At 66.8% G+C, this 20,872-nt stretch carries 21 protein-coding genes; 10 read left to right on the top strand and 11 right to left on the bottom strand.

Translation table 11 applies throughout. From position 1 onward, the window contains the following. Window positions 1–19: 19 nt before the first annotated feature. Entirely contained in the window at window positions 20–1,831 is a 1,812-nt protein-coding gene (mutL, locus tag ACFOOL_RS11775; protein ID WP_380097261.1) for a DNA mismatch repair endonuclease MutL, read from the bottom strand. Between the two features lie 252 nt (window positions 1,832–2,083). Here mutL and ACFOOL_RS11770 point away from each other — a divergent pair, with 252 nt between their 5' ends. Both ACFOOL_RS11770 and ACFOOL_RS11765 read left to right on the top strand, forming a co-directional pair. Further along, a complete protein-coding gene (locus ACFOOL_RS11770) occupies window positions 2,084–3,793 on the top strand; it encodes an alpha/beta hydrolase (RefSeq protein WP_380097260.1) in 1,710 nt (569 codons plus the stop codon). 20 nt (window positions 3,794–3,813) lie between these two features. Then, a complete protein-coding gene (locus tag ACFOOL_RS11765) occupies window positions 3,814–4,242 on the top strand; it encodes a nucleoside deaminase (protein WP_380097259.1) in 429 nt (142 codons plus the stop codon). Window positions 4,243–4,305: 63 nt separating this feature from the next. Here ACFOOL_RS11765 and ACFOOL_RS11760 read toward each other — a convergent pair whose 3' ends face one another. The 4 genes from ACFOOL_RS11760 to ACFOOL_RS11745 form a co-directional block, all read right to left on the bottom strand. Further along, a complete protein-coding gene (locus tag ACFOOL_RS11760; RefSeq protein ID WP_380097258.1) occupies window positions 4,306–5,184 on the bottom strand; it encodes a patatin-like phospholipase family protein in 879 nt (292 codons plus the stop codon). A 142-nt stretch (window positions 5,185–5,326) separates the two neighbouring features. Continuing rightward, window positions 5,327–6,601 carry a phosphoribosylamine--glycine ligase gene (gene purD / locus ACFOOL_RS11755; RefSeq protein WP_380097257.1) on the bottom strand — a complete coding sequence of 425 codons (1,275 nt, stop codon included), beginning with the start codon at window positions 6,599–6,601 and terminating at the stop codon, window positions 5,327–5,329. Window positions 6,602–6,967: 366 nt separating this feature from the next. Further along, entirely contained in the window at window positions 6,968–8,338 is a 1,371-nt protein-coding gene (locus ACFOOL_RS11750) for a glutamate--cysteine ligase (RefSeq protein ID WP_380097256.1), read from the bottom strand. A 74-nt stretch (window positions 8,339–8,412) separates the two neighbouring features. Next, window positions 8,413–9,162, bottom strand: a complete 750-nt coding sequence (locus tag ACFOOL_RS11745; RefSeq protein ID WP_380097255.1) for a 16S rRNA (uracil(1498)-N(3))-methyltransferase — start codon at window positions 9,160–9,162, stop codon at window positions 8,413–8,415. Window positions 9,163–9,324: 162 nt separating this feature from the next. On the opposite strand from ACFOOL_RS11745, the gene ubiA reads away from it, so the two are divergent. Beyond that, window positions 9,325–10,257 carry a 4-hydroxybenzoate octaprenyltransferase gene (gene ubiA, locus ACFOOL_RS11740; protein ID WP_380097254.1) on the top strand — a complete coding sequence of 311 codons (933 nt, stop codon included), beginning with the start codon at window positions 9,325–9,327 and terminating at the stop codon, window positions 10,255–10,257. A 141-nt stretch (window positions 10,258–10,398) separates the two neighbouring features. Here ubiA and ACFOOL_RS11735 read toward each other — a convergent pair whose 3' ends face one another. Next, entirely contained in the window at window positions 10,399–10,914 is a 516-nt protein-coding gene (locus tag ACFOOL_RS11735; RefSeq protein ID WP_380097253.1) for a DUF6101 family protein, read from the bottom strand. A gap of 252 nt (window positions 10,915–11,166) precedes the next feature. On the opposite strand from ACFOOL_RS11735, the gene ACFOOL_RS11730 reads away from it, so the two are divergent. Together ACFOOL_RS11730 and ACFOOL_RS11725 are read left to right on the top strand one after the other, a co-directional pair. Beyond that, window positions 11,167–12,012 (top strand): 3'(2'),5'-bisphosphate nucleotidase CysQ, encoded by an 846-nt coding sequence (locus ACFOOL_RS11730; RefSeq protein WP_380097251.1) that lies wholly within the window; start codon window positions 11,167–11,169, stop codon window positions 12,010–12,012. A 15-nt stretch (window positions 12,013–12,027) separates the two neighbouring features. After that, the gene (locus ACFOOL_RS11725) at window positions 12,028–12,267 is read left to right on the top strand and encodes a DUF4170 domain-containing protein (RefSeq protein ID WP_380097249.1); all 240 of its coding nucleotides are present in this window, start codon (window positions 12,028–12,030) and stop codon (window positions 12,265–12,267) included. Between the two features lie 3 nt (window positions 12,268–12,270). Here the strand turns inward: ACFOOL_RS11725 and ACFOOL_RS11720 are convergent, their stop codons facing one another. The 5 genes from ACFOOL_RS11720 to ACFOOL_RS11700 all read right to left on the bottom strand — a co-directional run bounded on the left by ACFOOL_RS11720 (window position 12,271) and on the right by ACFOOL_RS11700 (window position 16,147). Then, window positions 12,271–13,428 (bottom strand): hypothetical protein, encoded by a 1,158-nt coding sequence (locus tag ACFOOL_RS11720; protein WP_380097248.1) that lies wholly within the window; start codon window positions 13,426–13,428, stop codon window positions 12,271–12,273. Window positions 13,429–13,430: 2 nt separating this feature from the next. Then, complete coding sequence (locus ACFOOL_RS11715; protein WP_380097247.1) at window positions 13,431–13,652, bottom strand: DUF2093 domain-containing protein; 222 nt, start codon at window positions 13,650–13,652, stop codon at window positions 13,431–13,433. A 99-nt stretch (window positions 13,653–13,751) separates the two neighbouring features. Further along, window positions 13,752–15,368, bottom strand: a complete 1,617-nt coding sequence (xseA, locus tag ACFOOL_RS11710; RefSeq protein WP_380097245.1) for an exodeoxyribonuclease VII large subunit — start codon at window positions 15,366–15,368, stop codon at window positions 13,752–13,754. Between the two features lie 15 nt (window positions 15,369–15,383). Continuing rightward, window positions 15,384–15,629: a PilZ domain-containing protein gene (locus ACFOOL_RS11705; protein ID WP_380097244.1), complete on the bottom strand. Its 246-nt coding sequence runs from the start codon at window positions 15,627–15,629 to the stop codon at window positions 15,384–15,386. 17 nt (window positions 15,630–15,646) lie between these two features. Beyond that, window positions 15,647–16,147, bottom strand: a complete 501-nt coding sequence (locus ACFOOL_RS11700; protein WP_380097489.1) for an invasion associated locus B family protein — start codon at window positions 16,145–16,147, stop codon at window positions 15,647–15,649. A 337-nt stretch (window positions 16,148–16,484) separates the two neighbouring features. Between ACFOOL_RS11700 and coxB the strand changes: the two genes are divergently transcribed. The 5 genes from coxB to ACFOOL_RS11675 all read left to right on the top strand — a co-directional run bounded on the left by coxB (window position 16,485) and on the right by ACFOOL_RS11675 (window position 20,872). Next, window positions 16,485–17,408, top strand: coding sequence for a cytochrome c oxidase subunit II (coxB, locus tag ACFOOL_RS11695; RefSeq protein WP_380097243.1), 924 nt, complete (start codon window positions 16,485–16,487; stop codon window positions 17,406–17,408). Window positions 17,409–17,431: 23 nt separating this feature from the next. Continuing rightward, the gene (ctaD, locus tag ACFOOL_RS11690) at window positions 17,432–19,126 is read left to right on the top strand and encodes a cytochrome c oxidase subunit I (protein WP_380097242.1); all 1,695 of its coding nucleotides are present in this window, start codon (window positions 17,432–17,434) and stop codon (window positions 19,124–19,126) included. A 96-nt stretch (window positions 19,127–19,222) separates the two neighbouring features. Further along, entirely contained in the window at window positions 19,223–20,116 is an 894-nt protein-coding gene (locus tag ACFOOL_RS11685) for a heme o synthase (protein ID WP_380097487.1), read from the top strand. A gap of 2 nt (window positions 20,117–20,118) precedes the next feature. Continuing rightward, window positions 20,119–20,304: a hypothetical protein gene (locus tag ACFOOL_RS11680; protein WP_380097241.1), complete on the top strand. Its 186-nt coding sequence runs from the start codon at window positions 20,119–20,121 to the stop codon at window positions 20,302–20,304. Between the two features lies 1 nt (window position 20,305). Continuing rightward, window positions 20,306–20,872, top strand: coding sequence for a cytochrome c oxidase assembly protein (locus tag ACFOOL_RS11675; protein WP_380097240.1), 567 nt, complete (start codon window positions 20,306–20,308; stop codon window positions 20,870–20,872).

The following is a 20,872-nucleotide window of genomic DNA, read 5'->3' as shown; positions in this document are numbered from 1 at the left end:
ATCGCGGGCGTTCCCACCCTCACCGGCTGCGGCCGAACAGCCGCTCGATATCGGCCTTTTTCAGCTCCACATAGGTGGGGCGTCCATGGATGCACTGGCCCGAATGCGGCGTCGCCTCCATGTCGCGCAGCAGCGCGTTCATCTCGTCCACCCGCAGCCGCCGCCCCGAGCGCACCGAGCCGTGGCACGCCATGCGGGCGATGATCGCCTCCATGCGGTCGGTCAGCGCGGCGGCGCTGTCCCATTCGGCCAGCCCGTCGGCCAGATCGCGCACCAGCCCGGCAATGTCGGAATTGCCCAGAAGGGCCGGGGTCTCGCGCACCGCCACGGCCCGCGGCCCGAAGCGCTCGAGGAACAGCCCGAATCTCTCCAGCTCCGGCGCCGCTTCCTCCAGCCGCGCGCAATCCTCCTCGGGCAGGTCCACCACCACCGGGATGAGCTGCGCCTGCGAGGGCACCGGCCCGTCGGCGAGCTGCGCCTTGAACCGTTCATAGACCAGCCGCTCATGGGCCGCGTGCTGGTCCACCAACAACAGGCCGGTGTCGTTCTGGGCGATGATGTAATTGTCGAACATCTGCGTGCGCGCCGTGCCCAGCGGATAGTCGGGGCTTGCCGCCGTCTCCTCCCGCGTCTCCATACGGGCACTGGGCGCGGCAAAGCCGGCCAGCACCCCGGGATGGCGGTCGAGATGCAGCGGCGCCCGCTCGCTCCCCCAGCTTGCCGCCGGCCGGTAGGAGGACGGCGCCGGCGCCACCGGGGCGGGGGCCGCGGGCTCGGCCATTCCCGGGGCGGCGAAGGCGCCCAATATGTCGTCGGCGACGCTGCTCGAGGCCTTGAACCCGGCGGCGGCCAGCGCCGTGCCGATGGCCCTGATCACCGCGCCGCGCACCGCCCCGGGGTCGCGAAAGCGCAGCTCCGCCTTGGCCGGATGCACATTGACGTCCACCTCCGCCGGATCGACGGCCAGATAGAGCGCCACCACCGGAAACCGGTCGCGAAAGACGTAATCGGCATAGGCGGCCCGCACCGCCCCCACCAGCACCTTGTCGCGCACCGAGCGGCCATTGACGAAATAGAACTGGCTGAGCGAATTGGCCCGCGTATAGGTGGGCAGGCCCGCCATGCCGGCCACCACCACGCCGTGCCGCGCCGCCGCCAGGGTCACCGCATTGTCGACGAAATCGCCGCCCATCACCTGTCCCAGCCGCGCCGCCAGCGCGCCATCCCCGCTCACCCCCGGCCAGTTCGCCGCGCTTCTATCGGTGCCCTCGAGGATGAAATGGATTTCCGGATTGGCCATGGCGAGGCGCCTGACCACATCGGTGATCGCCGCCGCCTCGGCCCGGGCGCTCTTGAGGAATTTCCGTCGTGCCGGAACCTGCGCGAACAACTCCCTCACCTCGATGGCGGTGCCCCGGTTCATCGCCTGCGGCAGCGGCCCGCTGCGGCGGCCATTGTCGACCACCAGGGCCAGCCCGCTTTCCGCCCCCTCGGGGCGCGAGGCCACCGCCAGCCGGGCCACCGAGCCGATCGAGGCCAGCGCCTCGCCGCGAAAGCCCAGCGTGCGGATATCGTCGAGATCGTCCGCCGACAGTTTCGAGGTGGCGTGCCGCTCGACCGAAAGCAGCAGGTCGTCCCGGTCCATGCCGCGCCCGTCATCGACGATGCGGATCAGGTCCATGCCGCCATTGGCGGTGGTGACGGCGATCCGCCGGGCCCCGGCATCGATGGAGTTTTCCACCAGTTCCTTGACCACGCTGGCCGGCCGCTCCACCACCTCCCCGGCGGCGATGCGGTTGATCAGATCTTCGGGTAGCTGGCGGATGGACAAGAACGATTCTCCTTGCGCGTAATATAGCGAAGCCCCCGGCCCATTCCGAGCCCTTCGCCCGTTTCCCCGCCTCCTTCACCTCCCTCCCCCTTGTGGGGAGGGACCGAGGGTGGGGGTTCGGGTTTGTCGGGAAATCCGCTTGCTTCATCAAGAAAATCGGCAGCACGGACCCCTGTCCCAAACCCTTTCCTCAAGGGGGAGGGATCGCCGCTTGCGGTTGACCGCGCCCGCCCTCCGGGTTCACCTAGCGCCATGACCGCCACGCGCCCCCGCATCACGGCCGGCTGGACCCGCAGGGGCAATGCCCTGTGGGAAACCCTCGCCCACCATCTCTCCCCGCCGGGCCTGCTGGCCGGCTCGGTGTTTTTCGCGCTCTCGCTCACCCCGTCCCTGCTGCCGCGCACCGAGACGGTGCAGGGGGTGCTGTCCGGCTGCTGCTTTGCCTTGGGCTACGGTTTCGGCAATCTCGCCCACTGGCTCTGGGGCTATCTGGGGCTCAAAGTGCCGCCGGGCCGCGTCACCCGGGCGCTCGGCGTGCTGGTGGCGCTGGTGTGCATCGGCCTCGTGCTGCTGGCCCTTTTCTATTCCAATTCCTGGCAGAATTCGGTGCGCGCCGTCATGGGTATGCCGCCGGTGGACGAATATCAGCCGCTGCTGATCGCCGTGGTCTCCCTGCCGGTGGCCACCTGCCTGCTGGTCGTGGGCAAGCTGCTGGTGTCCCTCATCCGCCTCGTCTGGGGCTGGCTGATGCCGCATATGCCGCGCCGCGCCGCCTTCGTCGTCGCCATCCTGCTGGTGGCGGTCATGGCCAGCGTGCTGGTCAACAATGTCTTCCTGCGCGCCGCCCTGCGCGCCGCCGACGGCTTTTACGAGCGGCTCGACGCGCTGGTGCCCACCGAAGGGCCGCCGCCCGCCCATTGGTATCAGACCGGCAGCGCCGCCTCGCTGATCGACTGGACGACGATCGGGCGCGATTCGCGCATCTATGTGCAATCGGGTCCCGATGCCGCCGACATCGCGGCCATGACCGGCAGGCCCGCCATGGAGCCGCTGCGCACCTATGTGGGGCTGCGCTCGGCGCCCGATCCGCAGGCCCGGGCGGAACTGGCCCTGGCGGAATTGCAGCGCATCGGCGCCTTCGAACGCTCGGCGCTGGTGCTGATCATGCCGGTGGGCACCGGCTGGGTGGACCGGGCCGGGGTAGACACGCTCGAATATCTGCATGGCGGGGACGTCGCCAGCGTCGCGGTGCAATATTCCTATCTCACCAGCGTGCTGTCGCTGTGGATCGAGCCCGATTACGGCACCGCCACGGCCCGGGCCCTGTTCAACACCGTCTATGACTACTGGACCGCTTTGCCGCACGACCGGCGGCCCCGGCTCTATCTTTACGGCCTCAGCCTGGGCGCGCTGGCCTCGCAGAATTCCACCACCGTCTATGACGTGCTGGCCGATCCCTTCGACGGCGCGCTCTGGGCCGGGCCGCCCTTTTCCAGCCCGATCTGGAGCCGCGTCACCGAAAGCCGCCAGCCCGGCACGCCGGCCTGGCTGCCGCGCTTCGGCAATTCCTCCGCCATCCGCTTCATGAACCAGTCCGGCGCCGCCGGATGGGACGGCCTGCCCTGGGGGCCGATGCGCATCGTCTTCCTGCAATATGCCAGCGATCCCATCGTCTTTTTCTCCTTCGACGCCGACTGGCGCCGCCCGGCCTGGTTCGAGCCGCCCCGCGGGCCGGACGTCTCTCCGGCGCTCAACTGGTATCCGGTGGTGACCTTCCTGCAATTGGCGCTCGACGCGGCGCTGGCGCAGACCCCGCCGGTGGGTTACGGACACGTCTATTCGCCGCGCAACTATATCGATGCCTGGTACGAGGTCACCCAGCCCCCCGGCTGGACCCGCGCCGGCCTCGAAGCGCTCAAGCTCGCCATCGATCCCGAAGACTACGCCCCGTTCCGCAAGTGACCCTCCCCCCGCAAAAGCCCATGGACCTGGCCCTTGCCCTTGCCGCCGAAGCCGCCGCGCTGGGCGAGGCGCCGGTAGGCGCCGTGGTGATGGAGGGCGGCCGGTTGCTCGCCGCCGAGCGCAACCGCATGCAGGCGCTGCGCGACCCCACCGCCCATGCCGAAATGCTGGCCATCCGCGCGGCGCTGGCCCGGCGCGGCACCGGCCGGCTCGACGGCTGCGATCTCTACGTGACGCTCGAGCCCTGCGCCATGTGCGCCGGTGCCATCGCCCATGCCCGCCTGCGCCGGCTCTATTTCGCCGCCGAGGACGTCAAGGCCGGCGCCGTCGACAACGGCATCCGCCTGTTCGACCAGCCCACCTGCCACCACCGCCCCGAAATCATCTCCGGCCTCTCCGCCGCCCGCGCCGAAGCCCTGCTGGTGGATTTCTTCCGCCGGCTGCGGTGAGGGGGCTGGACTCCGGACGAGCCGGCAATGACGGTAGGAAGCGTTTCCGCGCTTGCCCGCCTGTTATTTTCCCTCGCTGCCCACCGGCACCGCCTTGCCGGCGATATAGTCCTCGATCTTGCGCTCCAGCAGCCGCTTGAAGCGGTCCTTCTCGCTTTCGGCATTGGCGATGATCTCGCGCACCCGCCAGAATTCCATGGCGCCGAAATTGGCGACGCGGGGGCGGATATAGATGTCGGGCGGATAGGCGGCGATCATGTGGGCGGTGAGCGAATGCATCATGATCTGGGCCGAGCCGAACCAGATGTCGAGCGCCTTGTGGTCGGTGCGGGTGAGGGCGATGGAGGGGTCGCCCACCACGTCGATGCCGATGAGGAAATCGGTGTCGATATCGGCCTGGTCCAGCGGCAGCGGGTTGACCACGCCGCCATCCACCAGGATATGGCTGTTATAGACCACCGGCTTGAACAGGCTGGGAATGGCGATGGAGCCGGCGATGGCCGGCTTGAGCGGCCCGGAATCGAACACCACCTGGTGCCAGGACTGGAAATCGGTGGCCACCACATGCAACGGCACCTTGAGGTCGCGGAATTCCAGCGGGAAATCGGCCGGCACGAAGGCATCGACGATGCTGGAGGCGTCGAGCTGCATGGAAATGCCGTTCTTGAGCAGCCCGCCAATGCCGCGGATCTGCGTGGCCCAGAGCTTGGCGGCGATGGTGCGCAGCGTTCCCAGCACCTCGAAACTGTGCTCGCGCAATTGTTTTCCGGTCATGCCGGCGGCCCAGCCGGCCCCGATCAGCGCCCCGATCGAGGTGCCCGCGATCACCGATGGCCGGAGCCCCAGCTCGTCCATCGCCTCGATATAGGGGATATGCGTCAGCCCCCTGGCCGAGCCGCCCCCCAGCGCCACGCCGATCCGTGGCCCCTCCTGCGCACTCATTCTCCCACGCTCCGCACCCTTCATGCGCAGCCTGTCCGCCAGCGCCTTGCCGCGCCGTTGCAGCGGCGTCGGCTCGCGCGGCGGCGGGGCCGCATCGAAGACGGTTCGCAGGGAGTTTAATCCGGCAAGATTGAGGAAAGGTTCAGCTCTCTTCCCGGGAGATCTCGCGCCAGCCGATATCGCGCCGGCAGAAGCCCTCCGGCCAGTCAATCTGGTCCACGCCGTGGTAAGCACGCTGTTGTGCCTTTCTGACCGAAGCCCCGAGCGCGGTGACGTTGAGCACCCGCCCGCCATTGGCCAGTAAACGCCCGCCCGCGCGCTTCGTTCCGGCGTGGAAGACCACCAGGTCCGGCCCGTCGAGCCCCTCGATGCCGCCGATTTCGCTGCCCTTTCCATAGGCGCCGGGATAGCCCTTGGTCGCCATGATGACGGTCAGCGCGAACTGGTCCTTCCAGCGCACCTCGTGCCCCGCCAGCGTCCCGGTCGCCGCCGCGTGCAGCAGGGGCACGATGTCGCTGTCCAGGCGCAGCATCATCACCTGGCATTCCGGGTCCCCGAAGCGGGCATTGTATTCCACCAGCTTGGGTCCGTCCGCGGTCAGCATCAGCCCGGCATAGAGCACGCCCCGATAGGGGGTGCCGCGCCGCGCCATGCCGCGCACCGTCGGCTCGACGATGCGGCGCATCGCCGTCTCGAACAATTCCCTGGTCATCACCGGGGCGGGCGAATAGGCGCCCATGCCCCCGGTATTGGGGCCGGTGTCGCCGTCATGGGCGCGCTTGTGGTCCTGCGCCGTGGTCAGCGGCAGGATGGCCTCGCCATCGGTGAGCACGAACAGGCTCACCTCCTCGCCCTCCATCATCTCCTCGATCACCACCGCCGCGCCCGCTTGCCCGAACGCGCCCGCAAAGCAGTCGCTGACCGCCGCCTCCGCCTCCTCGAGGCGCATCGCCACCGTCACCCCCTTGCCGGCGGCCAGCCCATCGGCCTTGATGACGATGGGCGCGCCCTGCGCGCGGACATGGGCCAGCGCCGCTTCCTCGTCGGTGAAGCGGGCATAGGCGGCGGTGGGAATGTCGAATTCGTCGCATAGCGCCTTGGTGAAGCTCTTCGAGCCCTCGAGCTGCCCCGCCTCCCTGGAGGGGCAGAAACAGGCGATCCCGGCGGCGCGCACATCGTCGCCCAGCCCCGCCACCACCTGCGCGTCCGGCCCCACCACCACGAAATCGACGCCATGCTCCCGCGCCGCCGCGATCACTGCCGCATGGTCGTCGAGGTCGACCGGCAGATTGGTCGCGAGCCCCTCGGTGCCGCCATTGCCCGGCGCCACATATAGCGCCTCGACCAGCGGCGACTGCGCGATCTTCCACGCCAGCGCATGCTCGCGCCCGCCCGACCCGATCACCATCACCCGCATCGCAAACCTCCGTCGTCGTCGCCGGGGTGATGCACGAGCCCGGCCGGAAGGGCAAGCCTTGCCTCCCTCTTCCTGATCCGGTGCACCCTTGTGGCTCACGAATCCTCCCTCCTCCCCAACCCTCAAGGGGGCGGGGCGCCGGTCCCCACAAGCCCGAGGGCAGCAAGTGCTTGTGGCAACAACGATCAAACCAGGAGCGTCCAAAGTGAACACACCCCCGTCACCGCCGGGCTTGTCCCGGCGGTCCATACGATGCCGCAGCAGACTGGATTGCCCGGATAAACCGGGCAATGACGAAAGAGGGGTCAGTCGGCGAGTGGCTGAGTTTCTTCAGCCGGCGCACTATGTCCTTGTCAGGGCAGGCCCTCAGATCTCCGCTTCCCGGAAGATCGGCGTCACGTCGCCCTGCCATTCGCCGCGGAATTTTTCCAGCCAGCGCTCGGCCGGGGATTTGCCGGTGCGCACGGTTTCCTCGAGGGGCGCCAGGTGGATGGTTTCGTCGCGCCCCTCCGCGTCCAGCCGGTTGCGGCGCACCAGCCCGGCGGCGGCGATGCCCACCGCCTGCGCGGCGGCGTCGAATATGCTGGAGCGGCCGAACGGGGTGGCCAGACCCAGCCGGGGCACTTCGCGGCGCAGATAGTCGCGGTCTTCCTCGGTCCAGTCGCGTATCAGCTCCCAGGCCGCCTCGAGCGCGATGGGGTCGTAGAGCAGCCCGGTCCAGAACGCCGACAGCGCCACCACATGGGCCTCGTCGCCCATGTCGGCGCCGCGCATTTCGAGGAACTGCTTGATCCGCACTTCGGGGAACAGGGTGGACAAATGGTCCTCCCAGTCCTTGATGGTGGGCTTTTCCCCCGGTAGCTGGGGCAATTCGCCCCGCAGGAAATCCCGGAAGCTCTCGCCGGCGACATTGATGTATTTCTTGTCGCGGACGATGAAATACATCGGCACGTCGAGCGCGTAATCGGCATAGCGCTCGAAGCCGAAACCCTCCTCGAAGGCGAAGGGCAGCAGGCCGGTGCGGTCCGCGTCGGTATTGAGCCAGATATGGCTGCGAAAGCTCAGATAACCGGTGTCGCGGCCATCGGCGAAGGGCGAATTGGCGAACAGCGCCGTGGCCACCGGTTGCAGCGCCAGGCTCACCCGCAATTTCTTGACCATGTCCGCCTCTCCCGAAAAATCGAGATTGGTCTGCACCGTGGCCGATCGGTACATCATGGATTTGCCCAGCGTGCCGACCTTGTCCATATAGCCGGTCATGATCGCGTAGCGCGATTTGGGCATGGACCTGATCTCGTCCACCGACCACAGCGGGGTGACGCCCAGCCCGAGGAAATGGATGTCGAGCGGCGCCGCCACCTTCTTGCTGACCCGCATATGCTCGGCCAGTTCCGCTGCCGTTGCGTGCAGGTCGGCCATCGGCGAGCCGGAAAGCTCGAACTGCCCGCCCGGCTCGAGCGAGATGCCGCCCGCCACCTCGAAATTGCGCAGGCCGATCGGATTGTCGCCGTCGTAGAACGGATGCCAGCCGGTTTCCTGCTCGATGCCCGCGAGCAGCGCCCGGATGCCGTTCTCGCCCTCATAGGCCACCGGACGCAGCGGATCGGTATGGAAGACGTGCTTTTCGTGCTCGGTGCCGATGCGCCATTGCTCGGCCGGCTTGCTCCCGCGCTCCATCGCCTCGATCAGATCTGCCCGCGACTCGATAGGGGGCGAAGGAAGGTCGGCGCCGGCCATGCGGTCCTCTTGTGCTGGAAAGCCATAGGTTGGGGCGCGAACATAACGAGCGCAAGGCGGAAAGCAATCGCCTTTTATCGCCAATCGCCGATGGTCGCCTGAATCAGCGCCAGCGCCGCCACCGCCGCGGTGTCGGCGCGCAGGATTCGCGGCCCCAGGCTGATGGGAACCACGAAGGGCAGGGCGCGCAGCTTCTCGCGCTCCGCCTCGGCAAAGCCGCCCTCGGGTCCGATCAGCAATCCCAGCCGCTCGCCCCGCAAGCTCTCCAGCGCCGCCAGCGGCGAGGCGGCGGCGGCGCCTTCGTCGGCCAGGATCAGCCGGCGCCCGCCATGCCGGTCCTCCCACGAATCGAGCAGCGCGTCGAGTCCGGTCTCGGGCAGCAATCCGGGCACCGTCAGCACCTCGCATTGCTCGGCCGCCTCAATGGCATTGGCGCGCAGCCTTTCGCTCTTGAGCCGGTGCACCTGGGTATGGCGGGTGATGACGGGCTGCATGCTGCCAACGCCCATTTCCACCGCCTTCTGGATCACATAGTCCAGCCGCTCGCTTTTGAGCGGGGCGAAGCCGTACCACAAATCCGCCGGCGGGGTCTGCGGAGCGATGCGCTCCAGCGCCTCCAGCGTCACCGCCTTCTTGGCGTCGCCGGTCAGCCGGCATCGCCACGCCCCGTCCCGTCCGTTGAACAGCACCACCTCGTCGCCGGCTTTCTTGCGCAGCACCGCGGCCAGGTAAAGCGACTGCTCCTTGCCGAGCGTCAGCGCCGCCCCGGCGGCAAGGTCGGGTTCGACATAGAGGCGTTGCAGGCTGGCATGGTGACGGGGCATGGCGGCACACTCGATTGTTCCACTCGCCCCGTGGGCGATCCGCCCTCTCCTCCCCGGAGGAAGGCGCCCCGGAGGGCGGCATGAGGGGGTTCCGCCGGACAGCATAAACGCTATATGCGTGGAAAGCAGCCCTCGTCCGTTTTTCCGCCGGAAGGTTTTCCGATGACCCCGACCCCAGCCAGCGGCACCGTCGCCGATGCCCAGAAGAACAATTGGCTCGACCGCCACGCCCCCGAATGGCTCAAGCCCTATGGGCGGCTGGCGCGCTGGGACCGGCCCATCGGCTTCTGGCTGCTGTTCTGGCCCTGCGCCTGGGGCATCGGCCTCGCGGCGATCGCCAGTCCCCAGGCCGGTTTCGGCTGGTGGGCGGCGGTGCTGATGTTCCTGGGGTCGATCCTGATGCGCGGGGCGGGCTGCACCTTCAACGACATCGTCGACCGCGACATCGACATGCAGGTGGCGCGCACCCGCTCGCGTCCCATCCCCTCCGGCCAGATTTCGGCGCGCGAAGCGGTCTATTTCCTCATTGCCCAGGCGCTGCTGGCCTCGGCCATCCTGTTCCAGTTCAACCGCTTCACCGTCTGGGCCGGCGTCGCCTCCTTGGTGCTGGTCGCCATCTATCCGTTCATGAAGCGCGTCACCTGGTGGCCGCAGGCCTTTTTGGGCCTCGCCTTCTCCTATGGGGCGCTGGTGGGCTGGTCGAGCCAGACCGGCGGGCTGTCCTGGGCGCCGGTGCTGCTCTATGCCGGCACCATATTGTGGGTCATCGGCTACGACACCGTCTATGCGCTCCAGGATATCGAGGACGACGTGCTGGTGGGGGTGAAATCCACGGCCCGGCTGTTCGGTGCTAACGTGAAGCCCGCCGTCGCCGTCCTCTATACCGGCGCTTTCCTGCTGTGGAACGCGGCGGCGGTGCTCGCAGGGGGCGGCTGGCTCTTCGCCGTGCTCTCCCTGCCGGCGGCCGCCATCCTGGCCTGGCAGCTCTGGACGCTCGACAAGGACGTGCCGGAAAACCCCAAACAGCGCTTCGACAGCAATCATTACATCGGGTTGATCCTCACCCTGGCACTGCTGGCCGCCTGGGTGTGGTAGAAAATGCTAACGATGTGCTGACATTCGTCCCAGGGTCGTGACAGCGGAAACGGGGCTTTTCCAGCCGAAAACCGAAAAAAAGAAAAAGGGCCGACCGCACCACTGGTCGACCCTTTTCGTTTCGCTTTGGAGGCGGCCGGTTCAGCTTGATTCGGCCTGTCCGGGCTTGCGGCGATTGAGGAAGCGCGGGCGGCGGGCGGCGTCGGCGGCCAGTTTCCGGCGCGGGGAGGGCGCGCCGAGCATGACCCCGTCCACCTGCTGGCTATAGGGCAGATAGGCTCCGTCGCCGGCCTTGATGAACAGCGGCAGCCGCAGCTTCTTGCCCCAGTTCTGCCATTCGGCGACGACGCCGTGATTGCCCTCTTCCTCGAACACCTTGTAATTCAACTCGGAATCGGAATGGACCAGTTCGATGGAGCTGGTCAGCAGCCCGTCCTCGGAAATGCTGGTGGCGACGGCGACGCCGATGAATTCGGTGACCGGGACCTTGATCTTGACCGCCACGCCGCTCTGTTCGAGCGTCTTGCGGACCGTCACGGTCTTGACCGGGTCCTTGGGGCCGTTGTCGTTGGCCGCCATGAACCGGCGCTCGGCCAGGGCCGGACGTCCGAAGGCCAGAACCACCGACGAGCCTTCCATCGCAACGCCATGAACCATTTTTGATGCCTTCCTGTAACTTCGAGAGCTGTTTTTGCGCTCCGTTTATGGCTCCAATCTAGCGCGTCCCCTTACCGGCCGCCTTAATCGGTTCGGTTAAGTTTATGTTGTTTTTGGAGAGGGTTAGCAGGGTATTGCATCGAGTCACGAGCGGTTAACCGCGTGGCTTGTGAGCCTCTTTACCTTGCCTTGTTCGCCGCAGGCGGACGCGCCCTTGTCCAAAACCCGCACCGGGCCTAAAAGGCGCCCACCATGCCGGCTTCCGCCCCATCCTATAGCGACGACCTGGAATTGCTCCGCGCCACCGCCGTGGCCGCGGGGATCATGGCGCTCGGCTTTTTCCGCCAGGACGTGAAGTCCTGGACCAAGGAAAATCTATCCCCGGTCAGCGAGGCTGATATTATGGTGGACCGGTTCCTGGCGGACAGCCTCTTGGGGGCGCGGCCGGGCTATGGCTGGCTGAGCGAGGAAACGGCGGACGATCCCGGGCGTCTGGAGCGCGAGCGGGTGTTCATCGTCGATCCCATCGACGGCACCCGCGCCTTTCTGCGCGGCGAGGAATATTGGACCATTTCCCTCGCCGTGGTCGAGAACGGCGTGCCGGTGGCCGGCGTCGTCTATGCCCCGGCGCGCGACGAGATGTACGATGCCAGCCGGGGCGGCGGGGCGCGGCTCAACGGGCGGAAGCTGGTGCGCAAACGCCGCGCCGGCGCGGCCCCGCTCATTCCCGCGCCGGGCGCCGTGCATCAGGAGATGCAGGCTTCGGGCCTCACCTATACGCGCGGCCCGGCCTATCCCTCGCTGGCCTACCGGCTGGTGCAGGTGGCCAGCGGCCGGCTCGATGCCGCCGTGGCGCGGCGCGGCTCGCAGGACTGGGACATCGCCGGCGCCGCCGTCATCTTGGCCGAGGCGGGGCTCGATTTCGCCGATGTGTGCACCGGCTTCCCGCGCTTCAACCGGCCCGAGGTGCGCCATGGGGCGCTTGCCGCCCTGGGCGATATCAGCCTAAAACCCCTCGTCCATGCGGCGCTGCGCAAGGTCTATGGCTGTCCCCAGGGGGACGGCGCGCCGGCCGCGGCGGAAACGCGACTTCCTTGAACACGGGACCGATCGATGGCTGAACAGACTGAAAAGCAACTCCTGCACCTGGTGATTGGCGGCGAATTGTCGAGCCTCGACGGCGTCACCTTCGCCGATCTCGACAAGGTCGATATCGTCGGCGTCTATCCCAATTACGCCGCCGCCTACGCAGTGTGGAAGCAGAAGGCGCAGATGACCGTCGACAGCGCCCAGACCCGTTATTTCATCGTGCACCTGCACCGCCTGCTCGACCCCGAGGCCGGAGCGGAATAGCCGTCAGGCCGGCGCGCCGGGCAAGTCCAGCGCGGCAAGGATCGCCGCGAGCGCGCCCGGCCCGCCGATGCGCTCGCGGCCGATGGCGCCCAGCCGCGCCCGCTCCGCCGGATCGCGCAGCAGGTCGGTCAGCGCCATCGCCACATTGCCGGCTTCGGCATCCACCACCACCCGTGCCGGCCCGAACAGCTTCTGTTCGTCCTCGAAGCGGGAGCGGCGGTCGCGCAGATTCATGAAGGTGATGACGGGCCGTCCGAGGCCCAGCGCCTGCACGCTGGCGGTTCCGGCCTGGCTGAGCACGATGTCGGAACTGTCCAGCAGATTGCCCATGGCCCGGCCCCGCGCCATGTGGACGACGAGGTCGCCGTCGCCCATCTGACCCAGATCGTCCGGCTCGGTGCTGAGCATCGGCGCCCGGCTGAGCCCGGCCCCGCGGGCCAGGTCCTCGACATTGACGCCGCCGGCCACGGCGAGGAACACGTCCGGGCGGATCTCCGCCGGCACACGGCGCAGGGCCGCGACCTGCAAGGCGAAACTTTCCACCGTCAGCGCCCGGCTGCCCGGCAGCAGCGTCACCGCCAGCTCGCTTCCGCGGCGGGCGGCGGCGTCGTATTCGCCGCGCGGGATGGTGTCCATCATCAGATTGCCGGCGCAGCGGGCATCGACCCCGCTCTGACGCAGCGCCTCCGCCAGATTGTCGGCGCGGCAGAACACCACGCTGCAGGTCCGCGCGATGGCCAGGCGTTCGAGGCCCGAATAGAGCCGCGCCGCGCCGGTCTTGTAGACGTCGATATAAAAGACCTGGCGGTTGCCGGTCAGCAGGCAGGCCAGCACCCCCACCATGTCGCCCACCACCACCACCCGCTGGTAGCGGCCGCGAACGGCGCGGAGGAATTTGAGCGCCGGCGGGACGGTCAGCAGTCCGCCATTGACGATGTCGCGACGCAGCGAACCCTTGACGTTGCGCCAGCCTTCCGAGGCGAGCGTGGCCCGCGGCCCGACTATGGGGCAGATGCCGTCATAGGCCTTGCCGCCGCCGATCATCGGATAGGCTTCGACGGATACCGAAGCGGGCAGCCGGGCGGCCAGTTGCGCCGCGATGGCGTCCTCGCCATGTCCGTTGGAGATGATGAGCAGGCGCTGGCATGCCGCCTCGCTCACGTTCAGTCGCCCCGGCCGAAGCGCTCGAAGGCGGTATGGGCGGCAGCGGCGTCGGCATAGGGTTCCTGCCGGTCGACGCTCCAATAAAACAGCTCGTCCAGCGGGATCGGCTTGCCGGTAATGGCGCAGCGCACGAAGGTGCCGGGTTTGATCACGGCATAGTCGCCGTCCAGATACCGTAAAGTCGCTTCGGCGGGTGCGAACCCCTTGTCGAAGATGTTCATGCCACGGCCCTGTTCGTTTACTTCGCGGCCGGCCCGCCGCGAATGGCGTCTTTTCCTGTCCGCAGTATCGGGGACCGGTATAGCCGACGCGCTACCGGATCAAAAGAGGCTTTCCTGCGACTCGTCGTCCGGGGCCGGTCTTGTCGGCTTGCGGCGCGAGGGCGGCGTGCCGGCGACGATGGCGCCGGTTTCGCCGTCGGCGAAGGTGAGGCGTAGCGCGTCTCCCGGCCGCAGCTTAGCGGCGCTGCTGACGACGCCGCCGGCATCGTCCTGCACCAGTGTATAGCCGCGCGCCAGCACGTTGCGATAGCTGAGGGTATCGAGCAGTTTTTCGAACTGGTCGAGGCGCTGCCGCCGTGCCGAAATTGCCTGTGCGCCAGCCTGTGCCAGACGGTCGGCGAGTGGCGCGGCCCGGCTCCTGGCATGGCGCAGTTCGGCCTCGAGCGGCTGCGGCGACAGGCGCGGCGCCAGCCGGGCCAGCGCCGTGTGCTTGCGCTCGAGCGACTGCGCGGCGGCGCCGGCCAACTGCCTGGCGCAGGGCACATAGGTGAGGCGCGCCCGCTCGATCGTCTTGCCGAGGCCCGCCGCGCCGCGATGATCGAGATGAGCCAGTTTCTCCAACAGCTCGGCGCGCCGCTGCCGCACGAGGCGCGGCTGGAACGCCGCCGCGAGATTGGAAAAGACCAGGCGCCGCGATTGCACGAAATGCCGCAAGGCCCCGGAAAGCTGGCTCGATGCGAGGTCGAGGCTTTGCCGCTGCATGGCCACCAGGTCGCCCGGACGCGGCAGGCCGGCCCCGGCGGCGCGCAGCCGGTCGCGCAGGCTCGCCAGGCTGCGCCGGGCGGCCTGGCGCTGGCGGCTGCCCTGGTCTTCGACATAGGCGATCAGTTCCGTCCGTACCGGCACGGCGGCCTCGGCGGCGGCGGTCGGCGTGGGTGCCCGCATGTCGGAGGCATAGTCGATCAGCGTCGTATCGGTTTCGTGCCCGACCGCCGAAATGACGGGAATGCGGGAGGCGGCGACGGCACGGACCACCGCTTCCTCGTTGAACCCCCACAAATCCTCGATCGAGCCGCCGCCTCGGGCCACGATCAGGAGATCGGGGCGCGGAATGGGCCCGTCCGGCGCCAGCGCGTTGAAGCCCTCTATGGCGTTGACCACTTCGGGCGCGCAGGTCTCGCCCTGCACCCTGACCGGCCAGAGCAGGACATGGCTGGGGAAACGGTCGGCGAGGCGGTGCAGGATGTCGCGAATCACCGCGCCTGTGGGCGAGGTGACGACCCCGATGACGCGCGGCAGATAGGGCAGGGGGCGCTTGCGCTCGCGTGCGAACAGGCCCTCGGCCAGGAGCTTCCTGCGCCGCTCCTCAAGGAGCGCCATCAGCGCCCCCGCGCCGGCCGGCTCGATATTGTCGATGACGATCTGGTATTTCGAAGAGCGCGGGAAGGTGGTGAGGCGGCCCGTGGCGATGACCTCCAGCCCCTCCTCGGGCTTGAAGGTCAGGCGCGCATAATTGCCCTTCCAGACCACCGCATCGATGCTGGCGGCATCGTCCTTGAGGGTGAAATAGGCGTGGCCGGAGGAATGCTGCCCGCGAAAGCCCGAAATCTCCCCGCGCACCCGCACATGGCCGAATTCGTCCTCGACCGTGCGCTTCACCGCCTGGGCGATCTCGGAAACGGTGAATTCTGTGGCGTTGGTCAGAACCTGCGTCACGCGGCGGCCCTTGTGTCAGAGAAAGCGGACGCCGATCTCGGTATCGGTGCGCCAGGCGGTTTCGCAGGAAAACTGCCGCCCGTCCTCGAGTTTCAGCCCGAAGCGCTCGGGAATGCCCAAGGCGCTCGCGACCTGCAATTTGGCGCCGGTTCCGGACAGGTTGCGGATGGTGCAGTCGAAGGTCGAAAAACCGTCATTGATGACGATCCGGGCGCCCTTGAGGGTACGGTGGCGTTGTGCGGCGCGATTGTCCTCATTCATGTGAACGCCTCCTGGGTTCAGGGCAGAGCCGCGAATCCCTCTGCAAAGCCGTCGAGCGAGACCGGGATGCCCACCCCTTCCTCAGGAGTCTTGAACACCACGAAAATGGCGTCGGTGCCTTCCGACAGCACTTTGATGATATCGTCGTCCAGCTCAACCTCGGCCACGCACCCATTGGGCAGGCAGCGCACGAAGGCGACGCGGCCCATATCGGTCCCGTCCACGTTCAGCCCCAGCCCGTTGGGCAGCAGCACGCCCAGCGGCGCCAGGACGCGCAGCAGGCGCGCCTCGCGGTCGGCCGTGCGCAGCACGATGACAGAGAGGCCGACATTGGGCTGGTCCTCCGCCAGGACGTTCTGGATGATGGCGCATTGCTCGAAGCTGGCCCCGGGGGGCGTGTCGCAGCTCATCTGCCAGTCGCCATATTCGGCGCGGACCGTGCCCTGCGCCATGCTCGGTGTCGCTGCGAGCCCCGCCATCACCGCGCCCAGCGCGCAAAGCCGCCTTGCCAAAACCATCACTGTATCAAATCTCCTGCCGAATCGGCGTCGCGCGTGAGGTGAAACTTGTTTCCGTCACGAGATTTCGCGTGTCAACCAAAGCCCCGACTCGCGCCGGCTTTTGCCCGTTTTTCCTTGTAAACTGCGGCGCGGATGAGGCATTTGGGCGCCGACCTGGCAGCAATTTGCCGCAGTTTGGGGTCCGCAGCCTACAATAGACTCGGGCCGTGCAATGTGATTTAGCTCAAACAAGAGTTTTGCGCTCCGAGGTTGAGTCGGGGCGGCGTTAGCTATGCCGCTATTGAGTCCCCTCATTCTCTGTGCAAGCCGCCCAGAACACGTCGATAGGGGGTTTATGGTGACCGGACAGTTCTTTAGGAAGTTGGGAGCCGTTTCGGCGGCCGTACTGGCGCTGACGCCGGCATTGGCCGTCGCCCAGGAAACGGTCGGCAAGGGGCATCCGGCGCCGGGCCAGATTCATCTCCAGGAATCGGTGACGCCGATCATGGATTCCATCGTGGCCTTCCACGACGGCATCCTCATGTGGACGATCTCGCTGATCGTGCTGCTCGTCATGGTGCTGCTGGCGGTGGTCATGGTGCGGTTCAACGCCCGGGCCAATCCGGTGCCGGCCCGTTTCACCCACAATACCCTCATCGAGGTCGTCTGGACCGTGGTGCCGGTGCTGGTGCTGGTGGTCATCGCCATTCCCTCCTTCGGGGTTCTCTCCGATCAGCTGACCGTTCCCGATGGCGAGCGGAAATATCTGGGCGCCAATGTCTTCTCCTTCGGCGAGGTCGAGGTTCCGGAGGCCACGCTCACCGTCAAGGCATCGGGAGAGCAGTGGTACTGGAACTACGAATATGTGGATCAGGGCGTTGCCTTCGATTCCAACATGCTCAACGAGGAAGAGATCGCCGCGACCAAGCCGGGGCAGCCGCGCCTGCTGGCCGTCAACAACGAACTGGTCGTGCCCGTCGGAACCACCGTGCGCATGCAGATCACCGCCAGCCCCTCGGGCGTCATCCATGCCTTCGCGGTGCCGTCCTTCGGCATCAAGATCGACGCCGTTCCGGGGCGTCTCAACGAAACCTGGTTCAACGCACGCGAGACCGGCATCTATTATGGCCAGTGCTCCGAACTGTGCGGCAAGGACCATGCTTTCATGCCTATCGCCGTCCGGGTCGTGACCGGAGATGAATTCGACGCCTTCATGACGGCCTTCACCGAGAGCCGCGATTATGCGTCCGCGGCCGCCGTTCTGCCGGCGCTTCAGTAAAAAAGGGTCAGGGGAACCGCAAAATGGCCAATACAGCTCACCTCGAAGCCCAGGCGACCGGGCATGAATATGCCAGTCGCGACCACCATACGCCGACCGGCTGGCGCCGGTGGGTCTATTCGACCAACCATAAGGACATCGGGATCATGTACCTGGTGTTCTCCATCTTCGCCGGCGTCGTCGGCGGCCTGCTGTCGGGCATGATGCGGCTGGAGCTGCAGGAGCCCGGCATCCAGATCTTCCACGGCCTGGCGGCCATCTCCTATGGCGTCGACGGCGACGCCGCGCTCGATGCCGGCAAGCACATGTTCAACGTGTTCGTGTCGGCCCACGCGCTGATCATGGTGTTCTTCACCGTGATGCCCGCCACCATGGGCGGTTTCGCCAACTATTTCGCGCCCCTGATGATCGGCGCGCCCGATACGGCGTTCCCGCGCATCAACAACATCGCTTTCTGGCTGCTGCCGCCGGCACTGCTGCTGACCGTGCTCAGCATGTTCTTCGAGGGGCCGGCCGGCGCGGTCGGCTTTGGCGGCGGCTGGACGGCCTATCCGCCACTGGCGACCACCGGCCACCCCGGACCGGCGACCGACTTCGTGATCTTCTCGCTGCACATTGCGGGCGTCAGCTCGATCCTGGGCGCGATCAACCTCATCACCACCATCCTCAACATGCGCGCCCCGGGCATGACGCTGCACAAGATGCCGCTGTTCGCCTGGTCCGTTCTGGTGACCGCCTTCCTGCTGCTGCTGGCCCTGCCGGTGCTGGCCGGTGCCATCACCATGATGCTGACCGACCGCAATTTCGGCACCACCTTCTTCTCACCCGAAGGCGGCGGCGATCCGGTTCTCTACCAGCATCTGTTCTGGTTCTTCGGTCACCCCGAAGTCTACATCATGATCCTGCCGGGCTTCGGCATCATCAGCCATATCGTGGCCACCTTCAGCCGCAAGCCGGTCTTCGGCTACATGGCCATGGCCTATGCCATGGTGGCCATCGGCTTCGTCGGCTTCGTCGTGTGGGCGCACCACATGTACACCACGGGGCTGAGCCTGGACGTGCAGCGCTACTTCGTGGCTGCCACCATGGTGATCGCGGTGCCCACGGGAGTGAAGGTGTTCTCCTGGATCGCCACCATGTGGGGCGGCTCCATCACCTTCCGCACGCCCATGCTGTGGGCCATCGGCTTCATCTTCCTGTTCACCGTGGGCGGCGTGACCGGCGTGGTGCTGGCCAATGCCGGCGCCGACCGTGCCCTGCACGACACCTATTACGTGGTCGCGCACTTCCACTACGTGCTGTCGCTGGGCGCGGTGTTCTCGCTGTTTGCGGGCTGGTATTACTGGTATCCGAAAATGTTCGGCTACATGTATTCCGAGACCCTGGGCAAGCTGCATTTCTGGATCATGTTCGTCGGCGTGAACCTGATCTTCTTCCCGCAGCATTTCCTGGGCCTGGCCGGCATGCCGCGCCGCTATATCGACTATCCGGACGCCTATGCGCTGTGGAACCGGGTTTCCTCGGTGGGCTACTACATCACCTTCGTTGCGATGATCGTCTTCTTCTACGCGACCTGGGAAGCGGCCCGCAGGAAGCGCCCGGCCGGTGACAATCCGTGGGGTGAAGGGGCGACGACCCTGGAGTGGACCTTGTCCTCTCCGCCGCCGTTCCACCAGTTCACCACCCTGCCCAAGATCGATTCGTCCCAGGCGCATTAGGACGGACACATAACCAGGCGGATCGCGTATCGGCGCGGTCCGCTTTCAAAGGAAGCAGCATTGGCCTATCTCGACGACAGCAGGAATATTTCCGCCATGGCGGGCGGGGCGAGCGTGGAGGATTACCTCGCGCTGCTGAAGCCGCGCGTCATGTCGCTGGTCGTCTTCACGGCGCTGGTGGGCATGCTGGTGGCGCCCGAAAGCATCAATCCGTTCATCGGGCTGATCGCCATCGCCTGCATCGCCATCGGTGCCGGCGCCTCCGGCGCACTCAATATGTGGTATGACGCCGATATCGACGCGGTCATGAGCCGGACGATGAACCGGCCCATTCCGGCGGGCCGCATGACCCCGGGAGAGGCCCTGGCCTTCGGCGTGGTGCTCTCAGCGTTCTCGGTGGTCCTGCTGGGTCTGGCCACCAATTGGGTGGCCGGCGGGTTCCTCGCCTTCACCATCTTCTTTTATGCCGTGGTCTATACGATCTGGCTCAAGCGCTCGACGCCGCAGAACATCGTCATCGGCGGCGCGGCCGGCGCCTTCCCGCCCATGGTGGGCTGGGCAGCCGTCACCGGCACGCTGTCCTGGGAGAGTTTTGCGCTGTTTCTCATCATCTTCTTGTGGACGCCGCCGCATTTCTGGGCGCTGGCGCTCTACAAGCAGAGCGACTACGGCGCCGCCGGCGTTCCCATGATGCCCAATGTTGCCGGGGAAACCTCCACCAAGTGGCAGATCTTCGCCTATTCGGTCGTCCTGGCGGCATCAAGCGTCCTGCCGGTCTGGCTGGGCTTTTCGGGCTGGATCTACGGGGCCGTGGCCGTCGTTACCGGACTGAGCTTCGTCTGGCTGTCGGTGCGGCTGCTGCGCGCGGGCGAAAGCGCCGCGATGCGCCGCGCCGCCCGCTCCCTGTTCACCTATTCGCTGAGCTATCTGTTCGTGCTGTTCCTGGCGCTGCTCACCGACAATATCGCGCTGCGGCTGGGAGTGATCTAACCATGAGCGACGGCACGGATCTGGATACCGCCCCCAACGAGATGACGCCCCAGCAACTGGAGGCCTTCAAGAAGCGCCGCCGCCGGCGCTCCCTCGCCCTCGCTGCCGCCCTGGCGCTCTTCGCCCTGACCTTTTACGTGCTGACCGTCGTGAAGATGGGTCCCGCTCTGTTCGACAGGACGCTTTAACATGGCCGATACCAGTCTACCGCTCCAGCTTCCCGACCCCGGCCGCTCCAACCGGCGGGTGGGAGTCGTCCTGGCTATCGTCGCCGTGGGCATGGTCGGCATGGCCTTCGCCGCCGTGCCCCTCTACCAGATCTTCTGCAAGGTGACCGGTTTCGGCGGCACCCCGCAGATTTCCGCCGAAAACCCCAAGGGCGTCATCGCCCGGGAGATGAAGGTGCGCTTCGACGTCAATGTCGAGAACGTCCTGCCCTGGACGGTCAAGCCGGCCGCACCCGTCACCGATCAGATCGGCAGGGTCGACACGGTCAACTATATCGCCACCAATAATTCCGACAAACCCATGACCGGGCAGGCGGTGTTCAACGTCGTTCCGGAGCGGGCCGGCGCCTATTTCAACAAGATCGAGTGCTTCTGCTTCACCGAGCAGACGCTCCAGCCCGGCGAAACGGTGGAGATGCCCATCGTCTTCTTCGTCGATCCCGACCTCGACGACAATCCTGAGCTCAACACCATCAAAGAGATAACGCTCTCTTATACCTTCTACGCTTCAGACAGTGAGGGAAGCTGA

Source organism: Devosia honganensis (assembly GCF_042648785.1).
Lineage (GTDB): Bacteria > Pseudomonadota > Alphaproteobacteria > Rhizobiales > Devosiaceae > Devosia > Devosia honganensis.
Note: the sequence above shows the minus strand (reverse complement) of the source record. Positions and strands in the feature narration are given on the sequence as shown.